Source organism: Paenibacillus rhizovicinus, assembly GCF_010365285.1.
GTDB classification, from domain to species: domain Bacteria; phylum Bacillota; class Bacilli; order Paenibacillales; family Paenibacillaceae; genus Paenibacillus_Z; species Paenibacillus_Z rhizovicinus.
In genome coordinates this window covers 4,556,874-4,579,862 of sequence record NZ_CP048286.1, presented here as the reverse complement: position 1 = coordinate 4,579,862, position 22,989 = coordinate 4,556,874, and the positions used below count along the sequence as shown (strand labels likewise).

Below are 22,989 nucleotides of genomic sequence, written 5' to 3'. Positions count from 1 at the left end.
CAAATAAACAACGCGGTCACCGTCAGTTGCCGAACCGGCCTCACCCCCTTACGAACGGACGACTCCTACTTCCTTCCCAGCGCTCCCCGAATACTGATTTCCACGGGCGAGTAGTCATCGGGATTCATGCGGTCGAAATGCATGCGCTCCTTCAGCGGGGTCTTCTGGTTGCACATGAAGCGCGGATTGCCGGAGTGATTCTGGGATGGCGTGTGATACAGAAAAGGATGACATAGGATGATGTCGCCCGGGGAAGCCGTCGTTTCGGCAACGCGCAGCCGGAAGCCGTCGGCATCGGTATGCCACTCGTCCATGAACCGCTGGACCCGGTCGGGATCCTCCGTCCCCGCTCCGGTCAGCCCGGTCAGCTCCGACAGATACGGATGCTCCAGATTCAGCATGTCGATGCCTTCCTGCGGTTCAAGGCCTTCGGGATGTTTCTCTAGAAATTTCGCCACGACCTTGTGCGATCCCTCTATGATCAGCGTTCCGCCGCCATGTTTGCCGATCTCCGAGAAGATGCACAAGCATAGCAGCCCTTGATCGGGACTGTCCACGAAATGGCGGAAATGGCCGCCGTCCCAATGCCAGCCGCTTGTCGGCACCGTCCACGGCCGATCGGCGCCGAGCGCGAAGTTAACCGGCCACCAGCCCCAAGTGGCGACGACCTCTTCCTTCCCGTACACGCCCCGGTCGATCCAGCGTCCGTGCCCGGTCAAATCCTCGATGGCATCGGCCATCCGCTCCGTGTTGCAACGGTCGAAGGCGCCTCCGCTGTAAGCTTCCCGCAGATAGTACATCGGCTCTTCCCAGGTGCTTCGCTCTTCCCGGCCAACGCCGAATCGGGCCAGCTTATCCCAAATGAATTGCTGGCATTCCAAGGCCAGCTCGCGCGGGAACGCCTCTTCGACCTTTACCCAGCCGCGTTCGATGAAATGCTCGATTTGTTCCTTCGACAACACTTTGTTTTCCACTGCGTCCATCTCGCTTTCGATATGAAATATGGATTTGAACTAAGGAAGGGAAGCCAGCGCCGCAAGAGCGCTGACTTCCCGGCTTGCGCATTATTGGCCTTTCGCTGCCCGCCATGCGTCGAGCTGCTTCTGCTCTTCGGCAATAACTTTCTCGATGCCGGCCGCTTTCATCTTGTCGATATACTTCGGCAGGTACACGTTCGGATCCAACGTGCCGGATTGGAGCCCGGAATCGAACTCCTTGCGGACGTTCGCAATCGTTGCCGTCTCCGTCTTCACGTTCGTCGGATCGAAGACGAAACCGAGCAAAGTGTCGTTCTTCGCCGCTTTATTGAAGTCCATGAACTTCTGCCACTTCTGCGGATCCTCGTTCGTCCACAGGTAATCGTTGAACTGGTTGCCGAACAGCCAGGCTTGGTTCAGGTTGTAGCCCGAGGTTTGCGCCGTCACGCCGTCCGCGAAATCGATCGTGTTGTCGTCGACTTTCTTGTAATGCTTGCCTTCGATGCCGAAAGCGATCAAGTTGACCAGGTATTTGTCCGTATACAGCAAGTTCAGGAACATCATCGCGCGGTCAGGGTCTTTGGACGTTCTGGAGATCGACGTCATCGCGCCTTGCGTGTCGCCGGTTCCGATGATCGGCTGCGTCAGCTCGACCTGTACCCATTGCACGCCCGTTGCCGTGCTGGCTTCCGCGTCTTTGCCCGGCTTCAGCTGCTCCGGATAAGCGAATGCCTTGCCCGCTTTCAGACCGCCGCTCAAATCTTGCAGCGTTGCCGCGTCTTTGTTGACGTAGCCTTTTTGATACCAGGAATGAATGAGATCGTATCCGGCCTTCGCCTGAGGCGTTTCAAGGCCGTCGACCAGCTTGAAGTCCGATTGCCCGAGCGGAAGCGTTCCGGCGGCGATGTCGTAGTGATCGAAATTATTGCTGTTCCATACGCTCAGCAGCGAAGTGTCTTTGTTCAGATAGAACGGCGTAACGCCGGGCTCTTTATCCTTGATCGTATCGAAGTAAGGCTCAAGGTCTTCCAGCTTCTTGATCGTCGTAATGTCGATGCTGTACTTGTCCACGAGGTCTTTGCGGAGCATGACGCCCCATTGGGTGGCCATTTCCTTATTGGTCGGCATGCCGTAGTTCTTCCCGTTCACTTTGGAGCCTTCGAGCAGCGCGGGCTCGATGACGGCTTTCGCTTGCGGCGCATCCTTATCGATCAAACCCGTCATGTCGATGATGTTGCCTTGGGAAATCTTCGTCGTGAAACCGTTCCAAGCTGCCGTGTACAAGAGATCGAACGGTTCGCTGGAAGCGAATTTCAAGTTCATCTTGTCGTCCCAGCTGCCCCAGTCGATGACTTCGAGGTCGAAGGAGGCATTGATTTTGTCCTTCAAGTATTTGCTGACTTCCTCGTTGACCTCCGCTTGATCCTTCTGGGCCGCAGCGCCCGGCACGAACCATTTGATCGTGTACGGCTTCAGATTCGCCGCGCCTGTCGCGCCGCCGTTGCTGTTCGTCGCTGTATTCGCGCCGTTGCTATCCGTCCCGCTGCCGTTCGCGTTATTCGCTGCCGCGGCGTTATTGCCGCCGGAATCGGAGCTGCCGTCGGCAGTGCTGCTCGAATTGTCGTTGCTTCCGCAGCCCGCCAGCAGCAGCGAAACTGCGAAGGCGGCCGTTAATACGGATACTCCCTTGCGTTGTAGGCCTTTCATATGAACCCTCCCGTTTAAAATGATGCTGTAGTTCTGTATGCTAACCGGTTGAACCGGAACTAGCCCTTCACTGCGCCGACCGTCAAGCCGGCTACGAAATAACGCTGGAAGAACGGGTAAGCGAGCACGATCGGCCCCATGCCGACAATGCACATGGCCATCCGGACCGTTTCGCTCGGAATCTTGGCGATCTCTTGCGCGCCGACGGCCGAATTGCTCTGGGCGTTCGACTGGAGAAACTGCAAGTTGCGCATCACCCGGTACATCATGTACTGGAGATTGACCAATTTGTCGTTATTGATGTACACGAGGCTGTTGAACCAGTCGTTCCAATAGCCCAGCGTGTAGAACAAGCCGACCGTTGCCATCACGGGCAGCGACAGCGGCAGCACGATGCCGAAGAAGATGCGAAACTCGCCGGCCCCGTCGATCTGCGCGGACTCCAGTATCGACGGATGAATCGTCTGCTGGAAGAAGGTCCGCGTCGTCAGCACGAGGAACGCGCTCATGAGCAGTCCCGGAATAATCAAGGCGAACAAGGTATCCTTCAAGTGAAGGATATTCGAATAGACGAGATAACTGGGAACGAGACCGCCGCCGAAAATCATCGTGAAGAAGATGAAGAAGGAGAAGAAGCCCCGGAATTGGAAGTCCATGCGCGACAGCGGATACGCGTACAAGGCCGTCATCAGCATGCCGGCCATGCTGCCGATGATCGTCGTGGCGATCGAGATGCCGTAGCCGACCAGGATTTTATGCATATCGTAGCTGAGGTAATGATAAGCGGCCGTGCTCCACACCTTGGGAATAATCGAGTAGCCGTGAAGCGTGATCGCATTCTCGTCGGACAGCGAAGCCGAGATGACGAGCAGGATCGGAAACAAGCAGGCGATGCTATAGAGAATGAAGAACGCGTTGACGACGAGGTTGGAACCGCTCGAGATGGAATTGATGCGTTTGGCTGCCGTTTTGGAGACGCCGGCAGCGGCTGCCGGAGCCTGTACGGTTGTTGAACTCATTTGCGGTTATCGCTCCTTTCCCTAGAATAAGGCGCTCTCTTTATTGACTTTGCGAACGATCAGGTTGACGGTCAAGACGAGCACGAAGCCGACCGCGGATTGATATAAGCCTGCGGCGGAAGACATGCCGATGTCGCCCAAGGAAAGCAAGGCGCGATACACGTACGTATCGATGACGTTGGTCGTCGGGTACAACGAGCCGGAATCGAGCGGAACCTGGTAGAAGAGACCGAAGTCGGCGTTCAAGATATGTCCGACGGCCATCAGCATGAGAATGACGATGATCGGCCGGATCTGGGGCAGCGTAATGCTGATCACCTGACGCCATTTGGACGCGCCGTCCATCAAGGCCGCCTCGTAATACTCGTTGTCGATGCCGATGATCGCTGCCAAGTAGATCACCGTCGAATACCCGATGTTTTTCCAAATATAGACGAGCGGCAGAATGTACGGCCAATACTTCGGCTCGTTGTACCATGCGACGGCATCCATGCCGAGCGGTTCGAGAACATGCGTATTGATGAAGCCGAATTCCACGCTGAGCATGGAGTAGCCCAGGTAGCCGACGACGACCGCCGAGAGGAAGTAGGGCAGGAACATGATGTTCTGATAGAATCGGGCGGCGATCCGGTTTCGCGTCTCATTGAGCAGAATCGCGAAGGTAACGGCAATGATTGGCGTAATGGTGATAAACAAGGCGTTGTACAATACCGTATTGCGGGTAATCACCCAAGCGTCCGACGTTTTGAACAGAAACTTGAAGTTGTCGAAGCCGATCCATGGACTGGTGAGCCACCAGTAATGCAAGGTCATATCGATCTTCTTAAAAGCGATGAGCGTGCCGAACATCGGCAAATAGTTGTTGATCAGCAAGTAAAGCGTTCCGGGAAGCATCATGAGCAGCAAGTAGCGGTTCTTGGCCACCTTGCGGCCGAAGGAGAAGCGTTTTTTTCCCAATTCCGTGTTCAGTTCCATCACCTCTTGTTTATTTCGACATCGAATTCGTTCTTAGGTCTATTGTAAGAGAGAACCGACGGAGCAGATAGGAACAGAGATGACATAGATAACGTTATTATGACAAACCCCCGCCAAGAGACTTGGCAGGGGTTTGCGCGGGATCAGTCCCGCAGCTGGACGATGAGAGGAAGCGGCCGAGCGGGTCAGCCGACGATGCCTTGATAGCGCTTGCGATACTCCTGAGGCGTAATGCCGACCGTCTTCTTGAACACTTTGCCGAAGTACGAGAAGTTCTCGTAGCCCAAGGATTCGCCGATATCGCTGATCTTCTGGTTCGTTTCCGTCAGCAGAATCTTGGCTTGGTTGATCTTGGCCATGATGATGAAATCCATCAGCGACTGGCCGGTCTCCTTCTTGAAGAGGCGGGACAGATAGGCGGAATTCAAATAGACATGCGCGGCGATATCCTCCCGGTTGACATCCCGGATATGGGTTTGGACGTACTTCTTCACCTTCTCGATATTCGCGCGGTGATCGCCCTCGTGGTGGCTGAAGTAATCCATGCCGGCCGCGAGCAGCCGTTCCGCCCAGCTCTTCAGGCGGGAGAGCGACCTCGTGGCCGCGCGTTCGTCTCCGAGCAGCTTGCCGCCGACCACTTCTTTGGCCGGCCAGCCTTTCCGGTGGGAGACATGGTACACCATATGCAAGAGCAAATAGTAGACGGCCTCCAACGACTCGTGCGTGACCGGCTGCGCGGCAAGCTCCTTGAACGCCGCGTTCAGCCGATCCATTAGCTCCGTCTTCTTCCCCGATTCGAACAGCACGGTCCATTCGGCCCAGTCGATATAGGACGGCGCCTGCGCCTGCCGCATGCCGCTCCGCTCGAAGCCGTAATCCCGCAGGAACAGCAGCGTTTCCGGCGCCGCCACGTTGCTCTGCTCCATCTCGAGCAAGGCATGGTAGGTCTCCGTCAGACCGCCGATCGCCGCCGGCTCGCCCACGTAACAGGACAAGCGGCAGTAGAAATACGTGGACGACGCTTCCATATACGTTCTGCAAATCCGCGTTAGTTCACGATCGTCCAGCGTCTGCTCATCCTCGTAAAGCAGCACGAACAGAATGCCTCCCGCATCCCTGAAGACGGCTCCCCGGCGGGATTCCAGAAACATCTCCTCCGCGCTCTTGAGCAGCGCGTACTCCAGAATCTCCTCGTCCCGCTTGCTGAATGCTTCGCGGAATTCCTCCACGCTGAGCAGAATCGGCCTGACCCGCGTCTCCGGTTGAATCGGCAGTCCATACGTGCGGATGGCCTGCCCGAGCCGCTCGTCGTTCATGATCACGCGCGCGCCGAGCACGTCCTGCCAGAACTTCTCCCACAAGAGCGGCTTCTGCGTTTCCCATAGCTGGGCGTATTTCTCGTATCGCTCCGAATAATGCCGCTTGTCCCGCTCCTGCCGCAGCTTCTCGCATGCCCGCGAGACGACTTCGGCGATCTGTTTATGTTTGACGGGCTTCAGCAAGTAATCGAAGCTGCCCAATTGAATGGCCTGCTGCGCGTAAGCGAAATTAGCATGTCCGGTGAAAAATATCGTCAGCGTGTCCGGCTTGTGCTCGTTGACCCATTCCAGCAGCTCGAGACCGTTGCTGCCGGGCATCTCGATATCGCACACGATGATATCGATCGGGTTCGCAAGCAGCTGCTCCTTGGCGCTTTCGACGCCATAAGCGCTGAACAATCCGGTTACGCCGGCGGACGGCCAGTCGATGCAGTTCAGAACCGCTTCAACGGCATATTTCTCATCATCGACGACGAGCAAATTATACATCGTTGTTTCCTCCTTCGTTATCGCTGTCTATGGGCAGCCGAATGGTAATTACCGTGCCGCCCGCATCCCCGGCGGAGAATCGAACATCCGCGCGGTTCCCGTAAATCATCCCAAGCCGTCGTTTGACGTTCCAGATGCCAAGCCCGCCGGCGCCCTTCCCCTCGCCTTCTTCGGCCATGCCGGTCTGCAGCTGCTGCAGCTTCTCCGGCGAGAGTCCGCGGCCGTTATCGGCAATGACGATTTCGCAGTCGCCGCTGCCGTCCTGCAGCGGTTTGACCGTAATCGAAATGACGTAAAGCCGCTCGCCTTCCGGCATGCCGTGTATGACGGCGTTCTCGATAAACGGTTGGATCGTTAGCGGAGGCAAGGAGCAGCCGGCATAACGCTCAGGCAGATCTACCTCGAACGCAAGCTTGTCGGGAAACCGCAGCTTCTGAATTTCCAGGTAGTTGGCGATATGATCGATTTCCTCCGACAGCGTAATGAATTCGCGATGCGCCCGCGTAATGAATCGGAAGTAATCGGCCAGATGCTCCGTCATCTGCTCGACCAGGTCGTTCTTGCGAAGGGAGGACAGGCTGTAAATGATATTCAGCGAATTCAGGTAAAAATGCGGGTTGATCTGCGCCTGCAAATGTTTGAATTCGGCTTCCTGCTTCTTCAGCATGCCTTCGTAGACGTCGATTTTGAGCCTGCTGATCTGTCCGGCCATGCCGTTGAACGTCTCGATCAGGAAGGCGAATTCGAACGAAGAGCCTTCCTTCAGCCGGACGCTCAGATCTCCGTGCATGATCCGCCTCATCCCGGACATCAGCGCCTGCATCGGTTTCAGCAGCGTCCGTTTCAGGAAGATCGAATAGAACAGAATCACGATCAATCCCAAGACCGGAATCAAATAAATGGCCCATTGAAAATAAAACAGCTGCTTCAACAGGTTGTTCTCGGGCACGATGGCGACCAAATGAATCGGCGCTTGCTCGAAATCGGCGCTGACCGCCAGATAACCGAGCCCGCTCGAGCGGTTGAACTTGCGATACGCTTCGCTGCCGGGCTTCTTCAAGCTGTCCTCGATGTTCGCGACGTCCTCGTTCGTCAGCGTGGTTGCCGTTAAGGGCACTCCCGCGTTGGAGACGAGCAGCTGCTCCAGCCCGGAATCCGAAGAGGCCGTGTTCAAATCGTCGATTAATTTCTCCGCCTTGATCAAGGCGCCGACGAATGCCGTGCTGCCGGGCACCTGCTCGATGCGGACGAAATAATTGACGTTATCGGTCTCAAGGATGTCCCACTCATGTACTTTACGGCTCTTCGCATCGGCCATATACGCGTCCAGCACCTCATGGTACCGTTCGATTTCCCAGTACGTCCGCTGGCTGGTAATCAGCCTCTTCGGCTTGTCCAGGTAGACGAAGAACGTGTCCACTTCTTTATAAGCGCCTTGATCCTGTTCGAACGAAGTGAGCAGGGACTGCTTGGCGAAGAAGTAGTCGCCGCTTTCCTCCGGGTACGATGAGAGCGTTAACAAATTCGGATACGACGGATTGTTGGTCACTTGCCTGAGCAGGTAATTGACCGTTTGGCCCATGGCGATGTCCTTCTTCGCCGCCTGCGTGGAGATCAGATTGCTGTTGGATTGCGACACCTGTTCCCGCACGACGTTCATCGCATAATAGTTGTTATAAAATAAAAACAAGATAAGCGGCACCGTGACGATGATGAAGCCGATGAAAAATTTGTAGCGCAGCGTTCGTTTCTTCCGGACGATGATATTCAATCCGCACCCCCGTGAATCCCACTCTATTTTCCATTTTAATATAAACATAGAGTAGCACTCCGAATTAAAAAAAAACAGCCCGTTCCCAAAGGGAACGGACTGCTCTCGTGCGCGTCGGGGCAGCTAGCGGGTTGCTGCTTGCGGACTGCCGCTTGCGGATTGCCGCTTGCGGATTGCTGCTTGCGGACTGCCGCTTGCGGACTGCCGCTTGCGGATTGCTGCTTGCAACGGCAAGCGGTTTATTGATTATCGGGGCCGATGCCATCGTAAACCTCATGGTCAATGGCGATCGCGGCGGTGCGCACGGCCTTGTCGACGAGCGCGCCGTAGGCTTCGTCGGCCAGCTGAGCCGCGATGCCCTCCTTGACCTCTTCGAACGAATGCGTCTTTCCTTCTGCGCGTTCCGTCACCACGGCAATAACGTAGGCGCCGTTCTCGCGGAATATGCCGGTGTGCTGACCCGCTTGAAGCCGCTGCACCTTCGACAAGAGCATCGGCGTCTCGAGATTCGCCGCCCTGGCCGTATCGGCGTCAAGCTTGACTGTCGCGACGGCCGCTTCTCCCTGGAACGCAGCCGCGGCAGCGGTCGCGGACATGCCCGTATCGAGCTTCTCCGCGATAGATTTCACCGCCGTCTCCGCTTCCGTGGCATTCATGGCTGCGCCGTCGCCGTACGGGACGGAGATCGTGTCGGCTTGAATCGCCGCCCGTTCCGTAAACTGTTCCGCCGCATGCGCATCATAGAAGGCGCGAAGCTGATCGTCCGACCACGTCATGGCGGCTTCGAGCTTGTTCTTCAAGGCGCCGAGCAAATCGGAATTGATCAGGCTGTAGTAAGCGGCCTCGCTGTACTGCTTCGGCCCGTATACGCCAGGCTGATCATCCTCTGCATTCGCCCTGCGCTTGTTCTCCGCCTTCAATCGTTTCAGAAACGAGGCATACGCAATGTCGTCCGTCAGCCCTTCGCGCTTCGCCATCGCCTGCTGGACTTTAAGCTGCACGGCTTGCGCGAGCGCGTCCTTCTTCAGCTTCTCGAGCGGCACTTCGCCTCCGTACGCTTTGGTCCAGAAGCCCGCTTCGTCGTCCGCGCCGTACTGGGCTTTGAAATACGCCGCCGTCTTCGCCTTCTGCAGCGCCATCGCTTGCTGGAGTTCTTCTCTCGCGATAGGCTCTCCGTTAACGGTCGCGGTAACGCGGGGCCCGGAATCGCCTCCCCGCAGATGCAGCAGCAGCGCCGCGGCGATGACGGCAAGCAGCAGCGCGGCAGCGGTCATGAGCATGACTTGAAGCCGCTTCTGGAAGAAGAATGCGGGCGTCCGCGCAGCCAGCGGACGCGCCGGTGATTTCAAGACAGCGTTTCTCATCGTCGCAAATCTCCCTTCGGATAGACGGCTTCAAGCCGAATTGAAACAGGCTGGAATCAGTTGCATTTAGGTGGATCATTTTGTTTCCGTACGGATCGGTTTCATCCTTGCGGATCAGTTTGTTTCCGGACGGATCGGTTTACATCCGACCCGATAAGTTTGCATCCTTGCGGATCGGCTGCGATCAGTGCGGGAACAACGTTTTCCCCGCCAGCGGGTGCAACGTCGATTTGCCGTCCCATACGAATGCCTTGATGCTCACGCCGTTCGTATTCGCCGGCAGCACGATCGTCGCCGTCAGCGTACGGTTCGTGAAGGACTTCACGTTCGCATTCTCCGTCGTCGACAGCAGCAGACCGTTCGAATTGTACACGCCAACGATCAGCGTCACGCCCTGATCGGCGTCCGTGGAGTTGACGATCGTCGTCGATACCTTCACGATGCCGCTCGGCTGGAGCGTCGTGATCGGCGCGCCTTCGCCGTTCGTGAAGACCGGCGCCGAGACGGTCAACCCGTTGCCGACGATAATAGCCGCCGCATTCGAGGCAATGTCATGGCCGTTAATGGTGACGACCGCTTGAATATGCGCCGTCCCCGCCGCGACTGCGGTCACGACTCCTTGAGCCGAGACGGATGCGATCGTTGGCGCATCGCTATGGTACGCAATGGCGACGCCCTCCGTCTTCAGATCCAGCGTCTTGCCGGCAGCGTCCGCTCCGATGACGGACAGCGGCGTGCTGTCTCCGGTCTTCAACTGCTGCTTGCCGGGCGTTACCGTCACCGAAGTCATGCTCTCCGGCCCGAAGTCGGCCAGATATTGGAACCTCACCGCGTCTGCGACCACTTTATCGTTGGCGTTATCGCTGAGCGTAACGGAACCGCCCGTGCCGGCCTCGAACTTATGGTTGCCGAGCAGCAGCCACTGCCCTGTCGCGGACGTGTATTCATTGACCGTGTACGACTTCGTACCGCCGGCGAATTGAACGGTAAACACGGCGTTCGTCGCTCTGCTCTCGTTGGATGCCCGCGGCGGCAGCCAGTAGTACACGCCATAGTAACCGCCGTTCGTTAAGTTCGGCGTCCACTGGATCGTCTTCGCGCCGCTTCCCTTCGCGGCGTATACGAACCCGTTCGCATTCCCGCCAGTGGCAGCCGTCCACGTACCCGTCTTCGCGGCATCCGCATCGTCCACGATGATCGACGCGCTCGTCGTCCGAACCGCAAGCGTGCTGCTGGCAGGCGAAACGTTGCCCGACAGATCCCGCGCCTTCACGTAAAACGAATAATCCGTGTCGGCAGTCAGTCCCGTCAACGTGGCCGAATTCGCCATGATGACCGAAGCGACCTTCTCGTTCGTGGACGCGTTATAGATGTCGGCATCCAGCGGCACGCCGTTCTCGGCTGCCGTCCATGCCAGCTTCAGCGTCGAATCCGTCCGTTCCTGCGCCGTCAATCCGGTCGGCGCGGAAGGTGCGGCCGTGTCGTTCTTCGTACTGGCCGGGTCTTCGAACATCCCGATATCCGGCGATCCCGTATAGAGCGCGTTGCCCCAGAAGTCTTTGCCGCCGTTGCCCGCAATGACGCGGCCTTCGCCGATCAACGGAGAATTGGCGTTCAGCTTAAATCCGTCCACTTTATCCATGCCGTCGCCGCCCGACGGGGCGACGAATTTCGGATCGACGTTCAAGTTTCGAACGCCTTGGCTCGGCGGCGTCGCGCCGTAGAAGTCGTTGTTGTAGAATTTCGGACTGGCCGGATACGGCTGGCTGCCCTGCGACGTGTAGAAAATATTATTGATGTACGTCGACTTCGGATTGTCCGACAAGAGGAAGCCTTCTCCGTTGTCGTTGTAGAACACGTTGTTGTAGAACAGCCCGGTATCGTGCACCTCTACCGTTTTGCCCGACGAACGGTGATGCTGGTCGTTGCGGCTGACGTTATACCGGTAGTAGTTCGTGCCGTTCTGCAATTGCCCCATGTCCATGACGAACCCGCCGGCATTATCGTGCGAATAGTTATATTCGTACACATGATCGCCCTGCGCGCTGATGTCGGTGTCGAAGGCCGAGGAGTCGGTCGATGCGGCGTTCAAATAATGAACCCGCGCCACTTCGTTATGCCGGAAGATAGCCCCGTCCGTTTTCCATACCCAAATGCCGGCAATCCACTTGAAGTCGTACGAGTTGATCGCGACATCGTACACGGCGTTGTTCTCGATCAGCGGGTTCTTGGCCACGCCGACGACGATGCCGTCCGAACCCGTCCGCTCGATCGTATTGCCCCGGATGACGACGTTCTGATGATACTGCGACGTGTCGTTCGCGAAGCCGTCCATGTTGAGGCCGATCGTTTGGACATCGTGAATATGGTTGTTCTCGACCAGCAAGTCCTTGAAGTACGCGTGCTTATCCGCCGGGACGTTCGCTTCCCACTCCCAGGCGTTGATCATGATCGCCGCGTTGTGGTTCTTGTTGACCGTCTCGCCGTCCGTGTCGGTGACCCAATCCTCCCCGCTCACCGAGATGCCCGCAACATCGTGGATATCCAAGTCTTTCAGCTGGATACCGCTCATCGGGCCCTCATGATGGGAGATGACCCATACGCCTGAACGCCTGTGGAACTCCGTCTTGTAATCGTTCGGTTTCGCGGCGTTGAAGTTCGTGATCTCAATGTCCTGTACCGTAATATATTGCCGGTTCTCTATCCGTACCGCGTAACTGCCGCCGCCGCCATTAATGATCGGTTTGACTTCGCCGCCATAGGAACCGATCGTAATTTGTCCGGCCGCGCTGCCCGAGAACGCAATATCGAGCGACGCGTTCCAGACGCTGCCCGATTTCAGCAGCACCTGATCGCCGGGATGCAGCTGCCCCGAGAAGCCGAACGAACTGATTTTGCCCAGCGTCTTCCAAGGCTGCCCCGTGCTCGTGCCGCTGTTCGAATCGTTGCCCGAAACGGAATCCACATAATAGGTCGTGCCGGCCGCTTCGGCCGCTGCCGTACCGGACGCGAACGTCCCGACGTCGGCCAACTGCAACGTTAATGCGCCTAAGGCTGCCAATAGACATGCCTTCCATCGCTTGCTCGCTTTCATCTCCCTTATCCTCCTTGATTCATCTTGGCATCGTACAACCTGTAAACGGCCTGCCGCCCTCTTCCCCTATGCTCTGCGCTGCCTGCCCGAAGCGGAACGCGCTTCATGCGTCCCGCCCGGGGCAAACCAGCCGCGGCTTGCCGATTTCGGTATTCGTTTAACCGGCTTCCGTATTCGTTTAGCAGGCTGCGCTATTCGTTCAGCCAGTTGTTGGTAATCAATTGGGCGATCGCGGCGAGCGAGCGGATCGTGATCTCGCCTTCGTCGAACATATCCGCCTTCTCGATGCTCGACCAGTTCGGATCCTCCGATGTCATGCCGAAGAATTTGGCAAGGATGGAGAGATCCTGGATCGTAATATGCGTTGCGCCCGGTACAAGCGAGATGAATTGTCCCGTGAACGTTTGAACGGCCGCTTGCAGCGTCGTAACTGCCTGATCGACAACCGCTTGAAGCGCGCTTGCGTTGTGGAACACTTCGTTGGCTTGGCCGATTGCCGCCGCCAGCGCTGCTTTAGCCGCTTGCGGATATTGGCCGACCTTGCTGCCTTCCGCGGCTGCGTCATACGTCGATTGAGCTGCGTCGATCGCGTGACCAAGCGCTGTTTTATCCGCATCCGCTTGCGGAATATTGACGCTGTTCAAGAACGCCGAGACCGCGTCGTTCAGCCCGGTTATCGCAGTTGCAAGCTCTTCTTGGCTCGCAGCCGCGTTATCCGCTACCGCCTGCGCCGCGTCGATCGCGCTTTGCAGCCCGCTTATGGCGCTTGCAGGATATTGACCCGCTTCGCTGCCCGCCACCGCCGTATCGTGCGTATGCTGCGCATCGGCGATCGCCTCGATCAGCGCGGAATGGTCGGCCACGGTCAATTGGATGACGGCCGAGCTGTCCGCCGCGTTAATGATCGTCGTCTCGTTCGAGAGCTGGAACTGCTGCATCGAAACCGTAGTCTCGCCTGCGGCGGCATCCGCTTTCACCGTAGCGTTCAAGTTAAACAAATGCCCTTGCGCGGCAAAATCCGGATTCGTGCTGCCCAGCAGCACCAGAATTTGGCCTTGGTCCGGCTTGATCGCGGCATCGAGCACGCTTAGTCCCGATACGGCGGAGGTGATAACACCCTCGGCGAGCCGGTCGGCATTCTCCGGATCAACGGCGAAGGCCAGCTTATCCTTGTCATAATGAATGACGGCCTGCATCATGTTGAGGCTTTGATCGCTGCCGAGGAAGCCCGCTTCCAGCTGAATGCTGCTGCCTGCTGCGGCGCTTGCCGGGCCGCTGAGCGTTCCTCTCGGTTCGCCCAAATCGATCGGCCCCGGTTCGCCCGGCGTGAACGAGAACGTCGCGTTCGTCGGACGTCCAATGCCGTCTCCGCCGACGGTCGCCGTGTAGAGGCCGCTCGCATAATTGGTGCCCGTAATCGGGAACGTGAAGGAATAGCGTCCTTCATCGTCGCTCGGCGCTTGATCGATATAAGCGATCGCGCCGTTCGGATCGGTGACGAGCAGCGTAATGTCTTTGCCCGTTACGCTCGCCGCTTGGCCGGAAACCGTAATCCGGTTCGTGCCGCTATCGACGCTGACATCGACAGAGACGTCTTGCGCGGGGGCCGTGCCGGCTTCCAGATCGGCTTTTCCCCACTGCCCTCTGTTCTTCTTCACGGATTCGCCCGTTGTCGTCCAGCCCCACTGTCCCCGGCCGCTCGAGCTGCCGTCGTTCAGCACGGAATTGAGCAGCATGCTCTTGTGGTCCCACGGGTTCGTAATGCCGAGCTCGCTGAGCGGAATCGCCGCTTCCAGCGTGTAGCTCAGGCCGTCAGCCGCTTTCGTTCCCGCAAGCGGAATCGTTGGATAGGAGAAGTTCGAGTTGCGGTACACATAAGATTGCGGGCCGTTGCTGATGCTTCCGCTGATGACGACCTGCACGTCGCTCTCGAGCATCGTGTTCTTCTTGTCCGGATGCTGGCTGTAGTCCAGATCCTCCGTGCCGAAGAACAGCTCGAGATTATCCCCGGCCCAGATGCCGTTGCCGGTGCTTTCATTGATCATCGGCGTCGGATCTTGAATGACCGCACCGACATACAGATTGTCGGCATCGTATTTGAAATACACTTTGGCGCCATGATAATTGCCGTTCGTATCCGTAATGCCCGTCAGCGTAATGGCGTTCGCGCCCTGCCATTCGCCCGTCGGGCGTCCTTCGTCGTCCAGGTCGATGGAACCGTTAATCGAGATCGGTCCGGTTCCCTGCTTGATCGTCGTCTGTCCCGGCGTCTCAACCGGCGTGCTGTCGCCCGACGGATCGCCGTAGCCGATGGCCACGCGTGTCATCCGAGGATGCTTGATGCCGTACAGCTCGCCCGACGTAAAGGCAGGCATGCGGACCTGCACGAAGCGCGTGCCCGCAGGCAAGCTGCCGATATCGATCGTTGTCGGCAGCCAATCAGAGTTATAGGCTGTAATCGGTTTATGATAGGAGCTGCTTTGCGTCGCGTTCGTGTACGTCGCGCCGTCCGGCGAGGTCCAAACCTCAAAATATTTCGACGGCACGAAGTTGAAGTAACCTTCCGCGTACACGCTCTTGACCTCTTTGCCTTCCGGAACCTCGTACGTCAGCCCTTGATCGGCCTTCGTCGCGTCAGCGCGTTCGACGATCGCCAGATTGCTGAATGTTCGCGCGTCCCAGATCGAGCTGGCGAAGCTGACGACGCTCAAATTGCTCGTATCCGCGCCGGGAGCAAGCTTGCTGAGATCCCCCAGCCTGTCCGAGATGTAATCGTTCGCCGCCGAAGACGACGCCGTGCTCGTCAGCGTCACGTTATCCAAAGCGAAATTGGCATAGCTGCCCGAATCGATAAAATGGCTGGCCAACGGTAAACGGATATGTAGATACTTGGTTCCCGCCGTCATCTTCCCGGAGACGTACGAAGCTAATAATTGTTCGTGGGAAGTCACCAGATCCGGTTTCAGCTTCCGCACCATCGTTACTTCGTTGCCGTCCGTAAACGTCCCGGTGCCGCTGTCGTACGTAGCCTCGAACACTTTCAATTCGTCGGAGGCCGTGAAATTCAGCGACCATTTGTTAGCGTTTACATCAATGGCCACGCCTTTAAAACTCGTGCTGCCGGCATAGTAATACAGATCGCCGGGTCCCGTCACCAAGCCCCCCGTCGCGTTTACTCCTGCTTCCATGAACACATTGTCCAGCGTATCTAAGGTGTCTTTGAATTTGCCCGTTCCGTCGAACGTTACGGCGCTTCCCGTCCCGCTCCCGGCATCCGCGCTTGCCTGGCCTGCTGCGAACAGCCCGTTCGCGCTGCCCAGCAACAAACTCATCAGGCTCAGCGTCTTCAGCCATTTGAACTTCCTGCTCATTCCTTCATCTCCTCTCAACCCTGTTTGACATAACATGACACGCACCACTATGATACATTCCGTATCTTAATATGTCTATGCTGTAATGTGCCTTTGTTAGTGTTTTTATGACTTCCTGTATGACGGCGTTTATAGCGTTTGATTCCTTCCGCACTTGCGTTCCGCGAGTGTGCGGAACAGGTATGCCTGCTGTAATCGAGAGACATTTTGTAGCGATATGTATCGGCATCCGGATTCGATGCGGGCAGGAGGCCCGGGTGCCGGGTGCTTTGCCGGGTGCCGGGTGGCTTTCCCGGGTGCCGGGTGCTTTCCCGGGTGCCGGGTGGCTTTCCCGGGTGCCGGGTGGCTTTCCCGGGTGCCGGGTGGCTTTCCCGGGTGCCGGGTGGCTTTCCCGGGTGCCGGGTGGCTTTCCCGGGTGCCGGGTGCTTTCCCGGGTGCCGGGTGGCTTTCCCGGGTGCCGGGTGGCTTTCCCGGGTGCCGGGTGGCTTTCCCGGGTGCCGGGTGGCTTTCCCGGGTGCCGGGTGGCTTTCCCGGGTGCCGGGTGGCTTTCCGAGAGGCGGTTGGCTTCCAGGTGCCAACACCTTGTTCGCATTGAGCGATAATTACTTTGTCGCGGCGGAGCTTCAAACGTCGCAGCAGCCTATGCACGGGCCTCCGCATTCCTAACGAATCCTATTAGCCTTATCGCTGGCTTAAGCGGCTATTTTGAATTCTAACGAACCCTACAAGCGCTATTCGGCCTCACCTCGCTTGTTTCCGCTCGATTTCGCATGTATAAGCGCTCTGGGATTCGTTAGCTTAGAACATGATGCTAAAACTTGAAAATAAAGCTTCCTGGGTTCGCTACGTTTATGTAGGAGCGCAGCGCAAAGCACAGAGTGCAGGACGCAAAGCGCAGAGCGCAGAGCGCAGGGCGCAAAGCTCAGGGCGCAGATCACCAAGCGCAATTCGCGAAGGCACCAAGCGCAGGACGCGAAGGCACCAAGCGCAGGGCGCGAAGGCACCAAGCGCAGGGCGCGAAGGCACCAAGCGCAGGGCGCGAAGGCACCAAGCGCAGGGCGCGAAGGCACCAAGCGCAGGGCGCGAAGGCACCCAGCGCAGGGCGCGAAGGCACCAAGCGCAGGGCGCGAAGGCACCAAGCGCAGGGCGCGAAGGCACCAAGCGCAGGGCGCGAAGGCACCAAGCGCAGGGCGCGAAGGCACCAAGCGCAGGGCGCGAAGGCACCAAGCGCAGGGCGCAGAGCACCAAGCGCAGAGCGCAAAGCGCAAGCCACGCAGCGCAGGGCGCAAGAGCGCGCAGCGCAGATCCGTATAGTGCCTGCTTACAACAAAAAAGACATGCCGCTTGAAACTCCGGCATGTCCGTTTTGTTGACGATAGATAATCCTTTACGCTTCCTGCACCCGCGAACGTTCCCGCTTCTGCAGTAAATATCCGATTGCGATGACCAACAGTCCGCAGACAATAGGGAACGCGTTATCTGCCCAATCCGCTACCTTCAAGATCGTGGATGCCAGCCTGTCGTTCTCTTGCAGCATCTCCCCGGCGGTATATCCGAGAATGCCCGCGCCGAGGTAGATGAAGATCGGAAACTTATGCAGGACGAGCATGATCAGCTGGCTGCCCCATACGATGATCGGGATGCTGAGCGCGACGCCGATCGCCATGATCCAAATCCGGTTCTCGGCGATGGACGCGATCGCGAGCACGTTGTCGAGGCTCATGATGAAGTCAGCCACGACGATCGTGCGAATGGCCTTCCAGAGCGAGCTGGCTCCCTTTATATCCTTGCTCTCTCCATCGTCCTTCAGCAGCGACACGGCGACCCAGAACAGCAGGAGCGCCCCGGCGATTTGGATAAACGGGATTTTGAGCAAATATACGGCAACCACCGTCAGCACGATTCGCAGTCCGACCGCTGCCAGCGCCCCCCACCAGACCGCCTTCTTGCGGTTCGCTTCCGGCAGGTTGCGGCTGGCCAGCGCGATGACAACGGCATTATCGCCGCTCAGCACGAGGTTGACGAGCAATATTTCCAAGATTAATAAAAGCAAATCCATTCTTCAAACTCCTAACTGTAGCCATAATTCGACAGCAGCTCATTATCGCACAATTCGCTCGGGATTGTCTATTTCATCCCGCTTCAATGGCAGGGGCGCCGGATCCAGGCTTGCCGGACGCTTCGATGCGGCCCTGCGAATGCCGATAGAGCTCCTCGTAATACCCGCCTTGCTGGAGCAGCTCGCGATGCTTGCCTTCCTCGACGATTTCGCCTTGGCGCATGACGATAATCCGATCGGCGCCCATAATCGTCGACAGGCGATGCGCGATGACCAGCGTCGTCCGTCCTTCGGAGACGACCGCCAAAGCGCGTTGAATGAGCTGCTCGGAATGGGAATCCAGGTTTGCCGTCGCTTCGTCCAGAATGAGCACCTTCGGCTTGAACACGATGATTCTGGCAAACGAAATCAGCTGCCGCTCGCCCGCCGAAAGCCCGCTGCCCCGCTCCGACAACAGCGTATCGTAGCCGTCCTTCAGGCTTTCGATCAGCACGTCCGCGCCGACCAGCCTGCACGCCTGCATGACCTCTTCCCGCGAAACCGCATCATCGAACAACCTTACGTTGTCGACGATACTGCCGGAATACAAGTACGGCTCCTGCTGCACGAGTCCGATCAGCCGGTGCAGCTTCTCCTGCGGAATGTCGCGGACATCGGTCCCGTCGATCGTTACGCTGCCTTCCTTCACGTCGTAGAACCGGCAGAGCAGGCTGATCAGGGAGCTCTTGCCCGCCCCCGTCGTACCTACGATACCGATCATTTCGCCCGGCTGGATGTGCAGGTCGAGATGATGGATGACAGGCTGATCGTCCGTATAAGAAAATTTTACCCCATTGAAATCGATTTGACCCTTCACGCCGGAGATATCGACCGCAGCGCCCGGTTTATCCTGCACCGACGGCACCGTGTCGAAAATCGACCAAATCCGGTTCATCGACACCGATGCCGACAACAGCGTGTTCCACTGCTGCGTGATCGTGTTGATCGGCTGGAAAAACTGCCGGATATACGTAATGAACGCGAACAGGACGCCGAACGGCACGGAATGCCCCAGCACCGCATTTCCGCCCAGCCACGTGACGAACGCCACGGACAAGTTGCCGAGCATATCGAACGAACGGTTGAACAGGACGTTGGTGCGGATCTCCCGCAGATTGGAACGGAAGTAGGTTTGATTGCGCTCGGAGAACTGCTTCTGCTGCTCCTTCTCTTGATGGAAAACCTGGATGATGTGCATGCCGGCCAGATTCTCCGCCACGAACGCCACGAGCCGGGACAGGTTCGTCCGCGCCATCTGGTACGTCTTGCGCATGTACGACCGGAATGCGATGGCGTTCAGCGCGATGATGGGCAGCAAAATCAAGCAATACAGCGTTAGCCTCACGTCGAGTTGGAACATCAGGACGATGATGAACACGAGCGTCAGACCGTCCCGCAGCACGCTCAACAGAACCTGGCTGAAGAATTGATTGATCGTCTCCGTGTCGCTCGATACATGCGTAATCAAGCTGCCGCTCGGCATCCGGTCGAAGTACGACATGGACTGCTTCGTAATATGACGGAATAAATGCTTGCGGATAGAAGCGACGATGCTCTGGCCCGCATATTGGAGCAGATTGTTCTGCAGATACGTGAATACGAAGCCGCCCACCGACAACAAGAGATAAATGCCGGCGATGAGGAAGAGCGTGTTCGCGTTCTTGTCGCCCTTCGTCAGATGGTCGTCGATCGCGACCTTAACCAGGTATGGCTGCAGCAAATCCGCCGCGATTGCCACGATGATACAGCCGAAGACGCCGAGAAACGTCCATAGGTGCGGCTTCGCGTATTGGTACAGTCCCTTATAGGCGGAGCTGTTATTGGTTTTGGGCTGATCCGGCTGATGGCCGTCCGCCTTGCTTCCGTTCCGTAGGTCTTCCATCGTTCTAGCCAACGCTGCTTCCCTCCTCCTGAATCGCATGCAGCATCGCGTAGATGCCCTTCTGTCCAAGCAGCGATTCATGCGTGCCGCGCTGCACGATGCGTCCTTCGTCCAAGACGATGATTTCGTCGGCATGTTTCAGCGCGCTGATCCGGTGAGCGATCAGAATGGTCGTCTTATCCCTGCGTTCCTTCCGGATGGTATCGATAATTGCCGTCTCCGTCACCGCATCGACCGCGCTGACGCTGTCGTCCAGAATAAGAATCGGCGCGTTCATGAGCAGCCCGCGCGCAAGCGCCGTCCGCTGCCGCTGGCCGCCGGAAAGCGTCACGCCCCGTTCGCCCAGCTTCGTCTCGAAGCCGTCCGGGAAGCTCTTGATGCTGTCATGAATCTTCGCCTGCTTCGCGGCTTTCTCCACGAGCGGCAGCTCGGAGCTGCGGCGGAAGAAGGCGATATTGTCCCGAATCGTCGTGCTGAACAGGAAACCGTCCTGCGGAACATAGGCAATGCCGCCGCGCAGACTATCCATCGTCAGCTCATTAAGCGGCGTTCCCCCGATATCGATGGTGCCTGCAGGAGATTCGAAGACGCGGAGCAGCAGCTTGACGAGCGTCGTCTTGCCGCTTCCCGTCTTGCCGATAATGCCGAGCGTCTTGCCCGGCGGCAGCGAGAACGACACGCCTTTAAGCGCTTCCTTGGACGTGCCGGGGTAGGAAAAGGATAAATTCCGGACAGTCAGCGCGGAATGTGCCCAGTCGACATCGACCGCATGCTCGTGCTCGACGATTTCCGGCTCCTTGTTCATCAGATCGTTCACGCGCTCAAGTGACGCACGGGAACGCTGGATCGTATTGATGACGTTTCCGATCGCCTGCAGCGGGTTGACCATCATCCGTACATAAAGCGTCAGAGCGACGAAATTACCGAGCGAAATCTCGTTCTTGAGCGTCAGATAGCCGCCGTAAGCGAGCGTAATAATGAGGGACAATGCCCCAAGGAAAGGAATGAGTGCTTGGAAAAACGACGAGACTCGAACCAGCTTCAGCTGATTCTCCTTAATGACGTCGACTGTCGTGCCGAACCGATCGTTCATGATGTCTTCTACCGCGAATTTCTTCGTCACCCGGATGCCGCCGAACTGTTCCTCGGCAGCTTCCGTCATTTTGCCGAGCGATTCCTGTACCTTATGCGATCGCGCGCGGATGGCCGGACCGAACTTCACGACGATCCAAGGGATCGCGACCAGCGGCGAAATACAGACCAGAATGAGCACCATCGGGATATCGCTGAGTACCATCATGACGATGGCCGACACGATCAGCATGAGCGCATTGGCCGTCTGGTTGACGCCCATGGAGATCGATTCCCGCACGGTCGTCACGTCGTTCATCACGTAGCTGAGCAGCTTGCCGACCCCGTTCTTGGAATAAAACTGCTCCCCCAGCTTCGTAAAATGCTTGAACAGCCGTTTGCGCGTATATTTCTCGAACAGCCGTCCGACATACATGATATGAAATTGGCCGATGCCGCCCAATATGCCGTATGCAAGGCCGATGAACAACAGCGACAAGCTCGCGTCCAGAACGGCCGTCTGCGTCAAGCCCTGATTCTCCAGCTGGTCCGTGAATTTGCCGAGCACCTTCGGATAATACGATTGAAAAAGGTTCGCCGCTAGCGTAAAGGACACGCCGGAAGCGTAAATGTACCATTTGGAACGTATGAACGATATAAGTAGTCCGCGTCTGCTTACCATGTAGCTGCTCCTTTCCATGTCTATGAATACGCCTCGGGACAGTCCTGCTTGCCTTGCCCGGAGGCTGCTATCCTGCCGGCTTCCGCTGCTCCGCGATGCGGTCATCGCGGTCCGAAACCGTCAATTAAGAATCTGCGGCCGAAAAAGCCTCCCGCAATGCCGACGATTGCTGGAGGCGAACGTTTGCCGCCTGCAGCACGCGCATTGGCGTTATGCGGATCCGCGGACGACGATATGAATTTGTATGCCGGAAGGGTCATGTACGATGACGGTTCCCTGGTTCGTTCGAAGCGGAACGCTTGCCGCCTGCAATCTGGCGAAGACGGCCATTTGGGCCTCCTCGTCGGGCAGCGCGATTTCGAAGTAATCGAGTCCCGGCGCCGTATCCGGCGTAAGCGTCGCTCCGACGCCGGCCCATACGTTAAGCCCGATATGATGATGGTAGCCGCCTGCCGAAATAAACATCGCGGAATCCGCCATGTGCGCGACCAAATTGAAACCGAGCACGTCGACATAGAAGTGCTCCGTCGTCGGCAGCTCCGTTACGTGCAGATGAATATGGCCGACCGTCGTACCCGCGGGCAGTCCGTTCCACGGTGCATCGCCGGCCTCCGCCAGCAAGCCGTCCCAGTCAATGGGATCCACGGCCATGCGGACATGACCGTTCGCATCCCACTGCCATTCATGGCGCGGACGGTCGCGATAAATCTCGATGCCGTTATTGTCCGGATCCGAGATGTACAGCGCTTCGCTGACCAGATGGTCCGATTGTCCGACATGTATGCCGCTCGCAATGAGATTGCGCAGCGCCAGGCCGAGCGATCGGCGATCCGGCAGCAGCAGGGCCGCATGATACAGTCCCGCCCCCGATCTGCGCGGACGCGGTACCGCGTTCGCGATTTCAATTAGCCTCAGCAAGGGCCGTTCCGAATCCGGAACGCCCAGCTCCGCGCTGGTCCGATCCTGCGACAGCAGCCGAAGTCCGACGACCGATTGGTAGAACTCGAGCGACTGCTGCAGCTGGCTGACCCGCAATTGCACCGTTCCTATTGATGTCCGTGCAGCGATTTCGTTCGACAAAACAACACACCTCCTTCTTAAGTATGGCGACGCGTCAACGCACGAAAGCTTGTGCCCAAAGCTGGCAACCGCGCGCTCCGCCCGCAGGAA

Annotated in this window: 14 protein-coding genes; all 14 read right to left on the bottom strand. The window is 57.7% G+C overall.

Annotated features, from left to right (window positions below; genetic code table 11):
• Positions 1–65: 65 nt before the first annotated feature.
• The 14 genes from GZH47_RS20525 to GZH47_RS20460 all read right to left on the bottom strand — a co-directional run bounded on the left by GZH47_RS20525 (position 66) and on the right by GZH47_RS20460 (position 22,899).
• On the bottom strand, positions 66–974 hold the full coding sequence (locus GZH47_RS20525) for a phytanoyl-CoA dioxygenase family protein (RefSeq protein ID WP_162642786.1): 909 nt from the start codon (positions 972–974) through the stop codon (positions 66–68).
• A gap of 90 nt (positions 975–1,064) precedes the next feature.
• The gene (locus GZH47_RS20520; protein ID WP_162642785.1) at positions 1,065–2,684 is read right to left on the bottom strand and encodes an ABC transporter substrate-binding protein; all 1,620 of its coding nucleotides are present in this window, start codon (positions 2,682–2,684) and stop codon (positions 1,065–1,067) included.
• 59 nt (positions 2,685–2,743) lie between these two features.
• On the bottom strand, positions 2,744–3,703 hold the full coding sequence (locus GZH47_RS20515) for a carbohydrate ABC transporter permease (RefSeq protein ID WP_162642784.1): 960 nt from the start codon (positions 3,701–3,703) through the stop codon (positions 2,744–2,746).
• A 21-nt stretch (positions 3,704–3,724) separates the two neighbouring features.
• Positions 3,725–4,678 carry an ABC transporter permease gene (locus GZH47_RS20510; protein WP_225446146.1) on the bottom strand — a complete coding sequence of 318 codons (954 nt, stop codon included), beginning with the start codon at positions 4,676–4,678 and terminating at the stop codon, positions 3,725–3,727.
• Between the two features lie 185 nt (positions 4,679–4,863).
• Positions 4,864–6,486 carry a response regulator gene (locus GZH47_RS20505; protein ID WP_162642783.1) on the bottom strand — a complete coding sequence of 541 codons (1,623 nt, stop codon included), beginning with the start codon at positions 6,484–6,486 and terminating at the stop codon, positions 4,864–4,866.
• Complete coding sequence (locus GZH47_RS20500; RefSeq protein WP_162642782.1) at positions 6,479–8,257, bottom strand: sensor histidine kinase; 1,779 nt, start codon at positions 8,255–8,257, stop codon at positions 6,479–6,481. The genes GZH47_RS20505 and GZH47_RS20500 overlap by 8 nt, the downstream gene beginning before the upstream one ends.
• 64 nt (positions 8,258–8,321) lie before the next feature.
• Positions 8,322–8,522 carry a hypothetical protein gene (locus GZH47_RS20495; protein ID WP_162642781.1) on the bottom strand — a complete coding sequence of 67 codons (201 nt, stop codon included), beginning with the start codon at positions 8,520–8,522 and terminating at the stop codon, positions 8,322–8,324.
• Positions 8,497–9,621, bottom strand: a complete 1,125-nt coding sequence (locus tag GZH47_RS20490; RefSeq protein WP_162642780.1) for a foldase protein PrsA — start codon at positions 9,619–9,621, stop codon at positions 8,497–8,499. The genes GZH47_RS20495 and GZH47_RS20490 overlap by 26 nt, the downstream gene beginning before the upstream one ends.
• A gap of 184 nt (positions 9,622–9,805) precedes the next feature.
• The gene (locus tag GZH47_RS20485) at positions 9,806–12,715 is read right to left on the bottom strand and encodes a golvesin C-terminal-like domain-containing protein (RefSeq protein WP_162642779.1); all 2,910 of its coding nucleotides are present in this window, start codon (positions 12,713–12,715) and stop codon (positions 9,806–9,808) included.
• 191 nt (positions 12,716–12,906) lie between these two features.
• A complete protein-coding gene (locus GZH47_RS20480; protein WP_162642778.1) occupies positions 12,907–16,086 on the bottom strand; it encodes a sugar-binding protein in 3,180 nt (1,059 codons plus the stop codon).
• A 1,387-nt stretch (positions 16,087–17,473) separates the two neighbouring features.
• Positions 17,474–18,145, bottom strand: a complete 672-nt coding sequence (locus tag GZH47_RS20475) for a TerC family protein (RefSeq protein ID WP_162642777.1) — start codon at positions 18,143–18,145, stop codon at positions 17,474–17,476.
• A gap of 73 nt (positions 18,146–18,218) precedes the next feature.
• Positions 18,219–20,066, bottom strand: coding sequence for an ABC transporter ATP-binding protein (locus GZH47_RS20470; protein ID WP_162645345.1), 1,848 nt, complete (start codon positions 20,064–20,066; stop codon positions 18,219–18,221).
• 4 nt (positions 20,067–20,070) lie between these two features.
• Complete coding sequence (locus tag GZH47_RS20465) at positions 20,071–21,819, bottom strand: ABC transporter ATP-binding protein (RefSeq protein ID WP_162642776.1); 1,749 nt, start codon at positions 21,817–21,819, stop codon at positions 20,071–20,073.
• Between the two features lie 210 nt (positions 21,820–22,029).
• The gene (locus tag GZH47_RS20460; RefSeq protein WP_162642775.1) at positions 22,030–22,899 is read right to left on the bottom strand and encodes a VOC family protein; all 870 of its coding nucleotides are present in this window, start codon (positions 22,897–22,899) and stop codon (positions 22,030–22,032) included.
• Positions 22,900–22,989 lie beyond the last annotated feature (90 nt).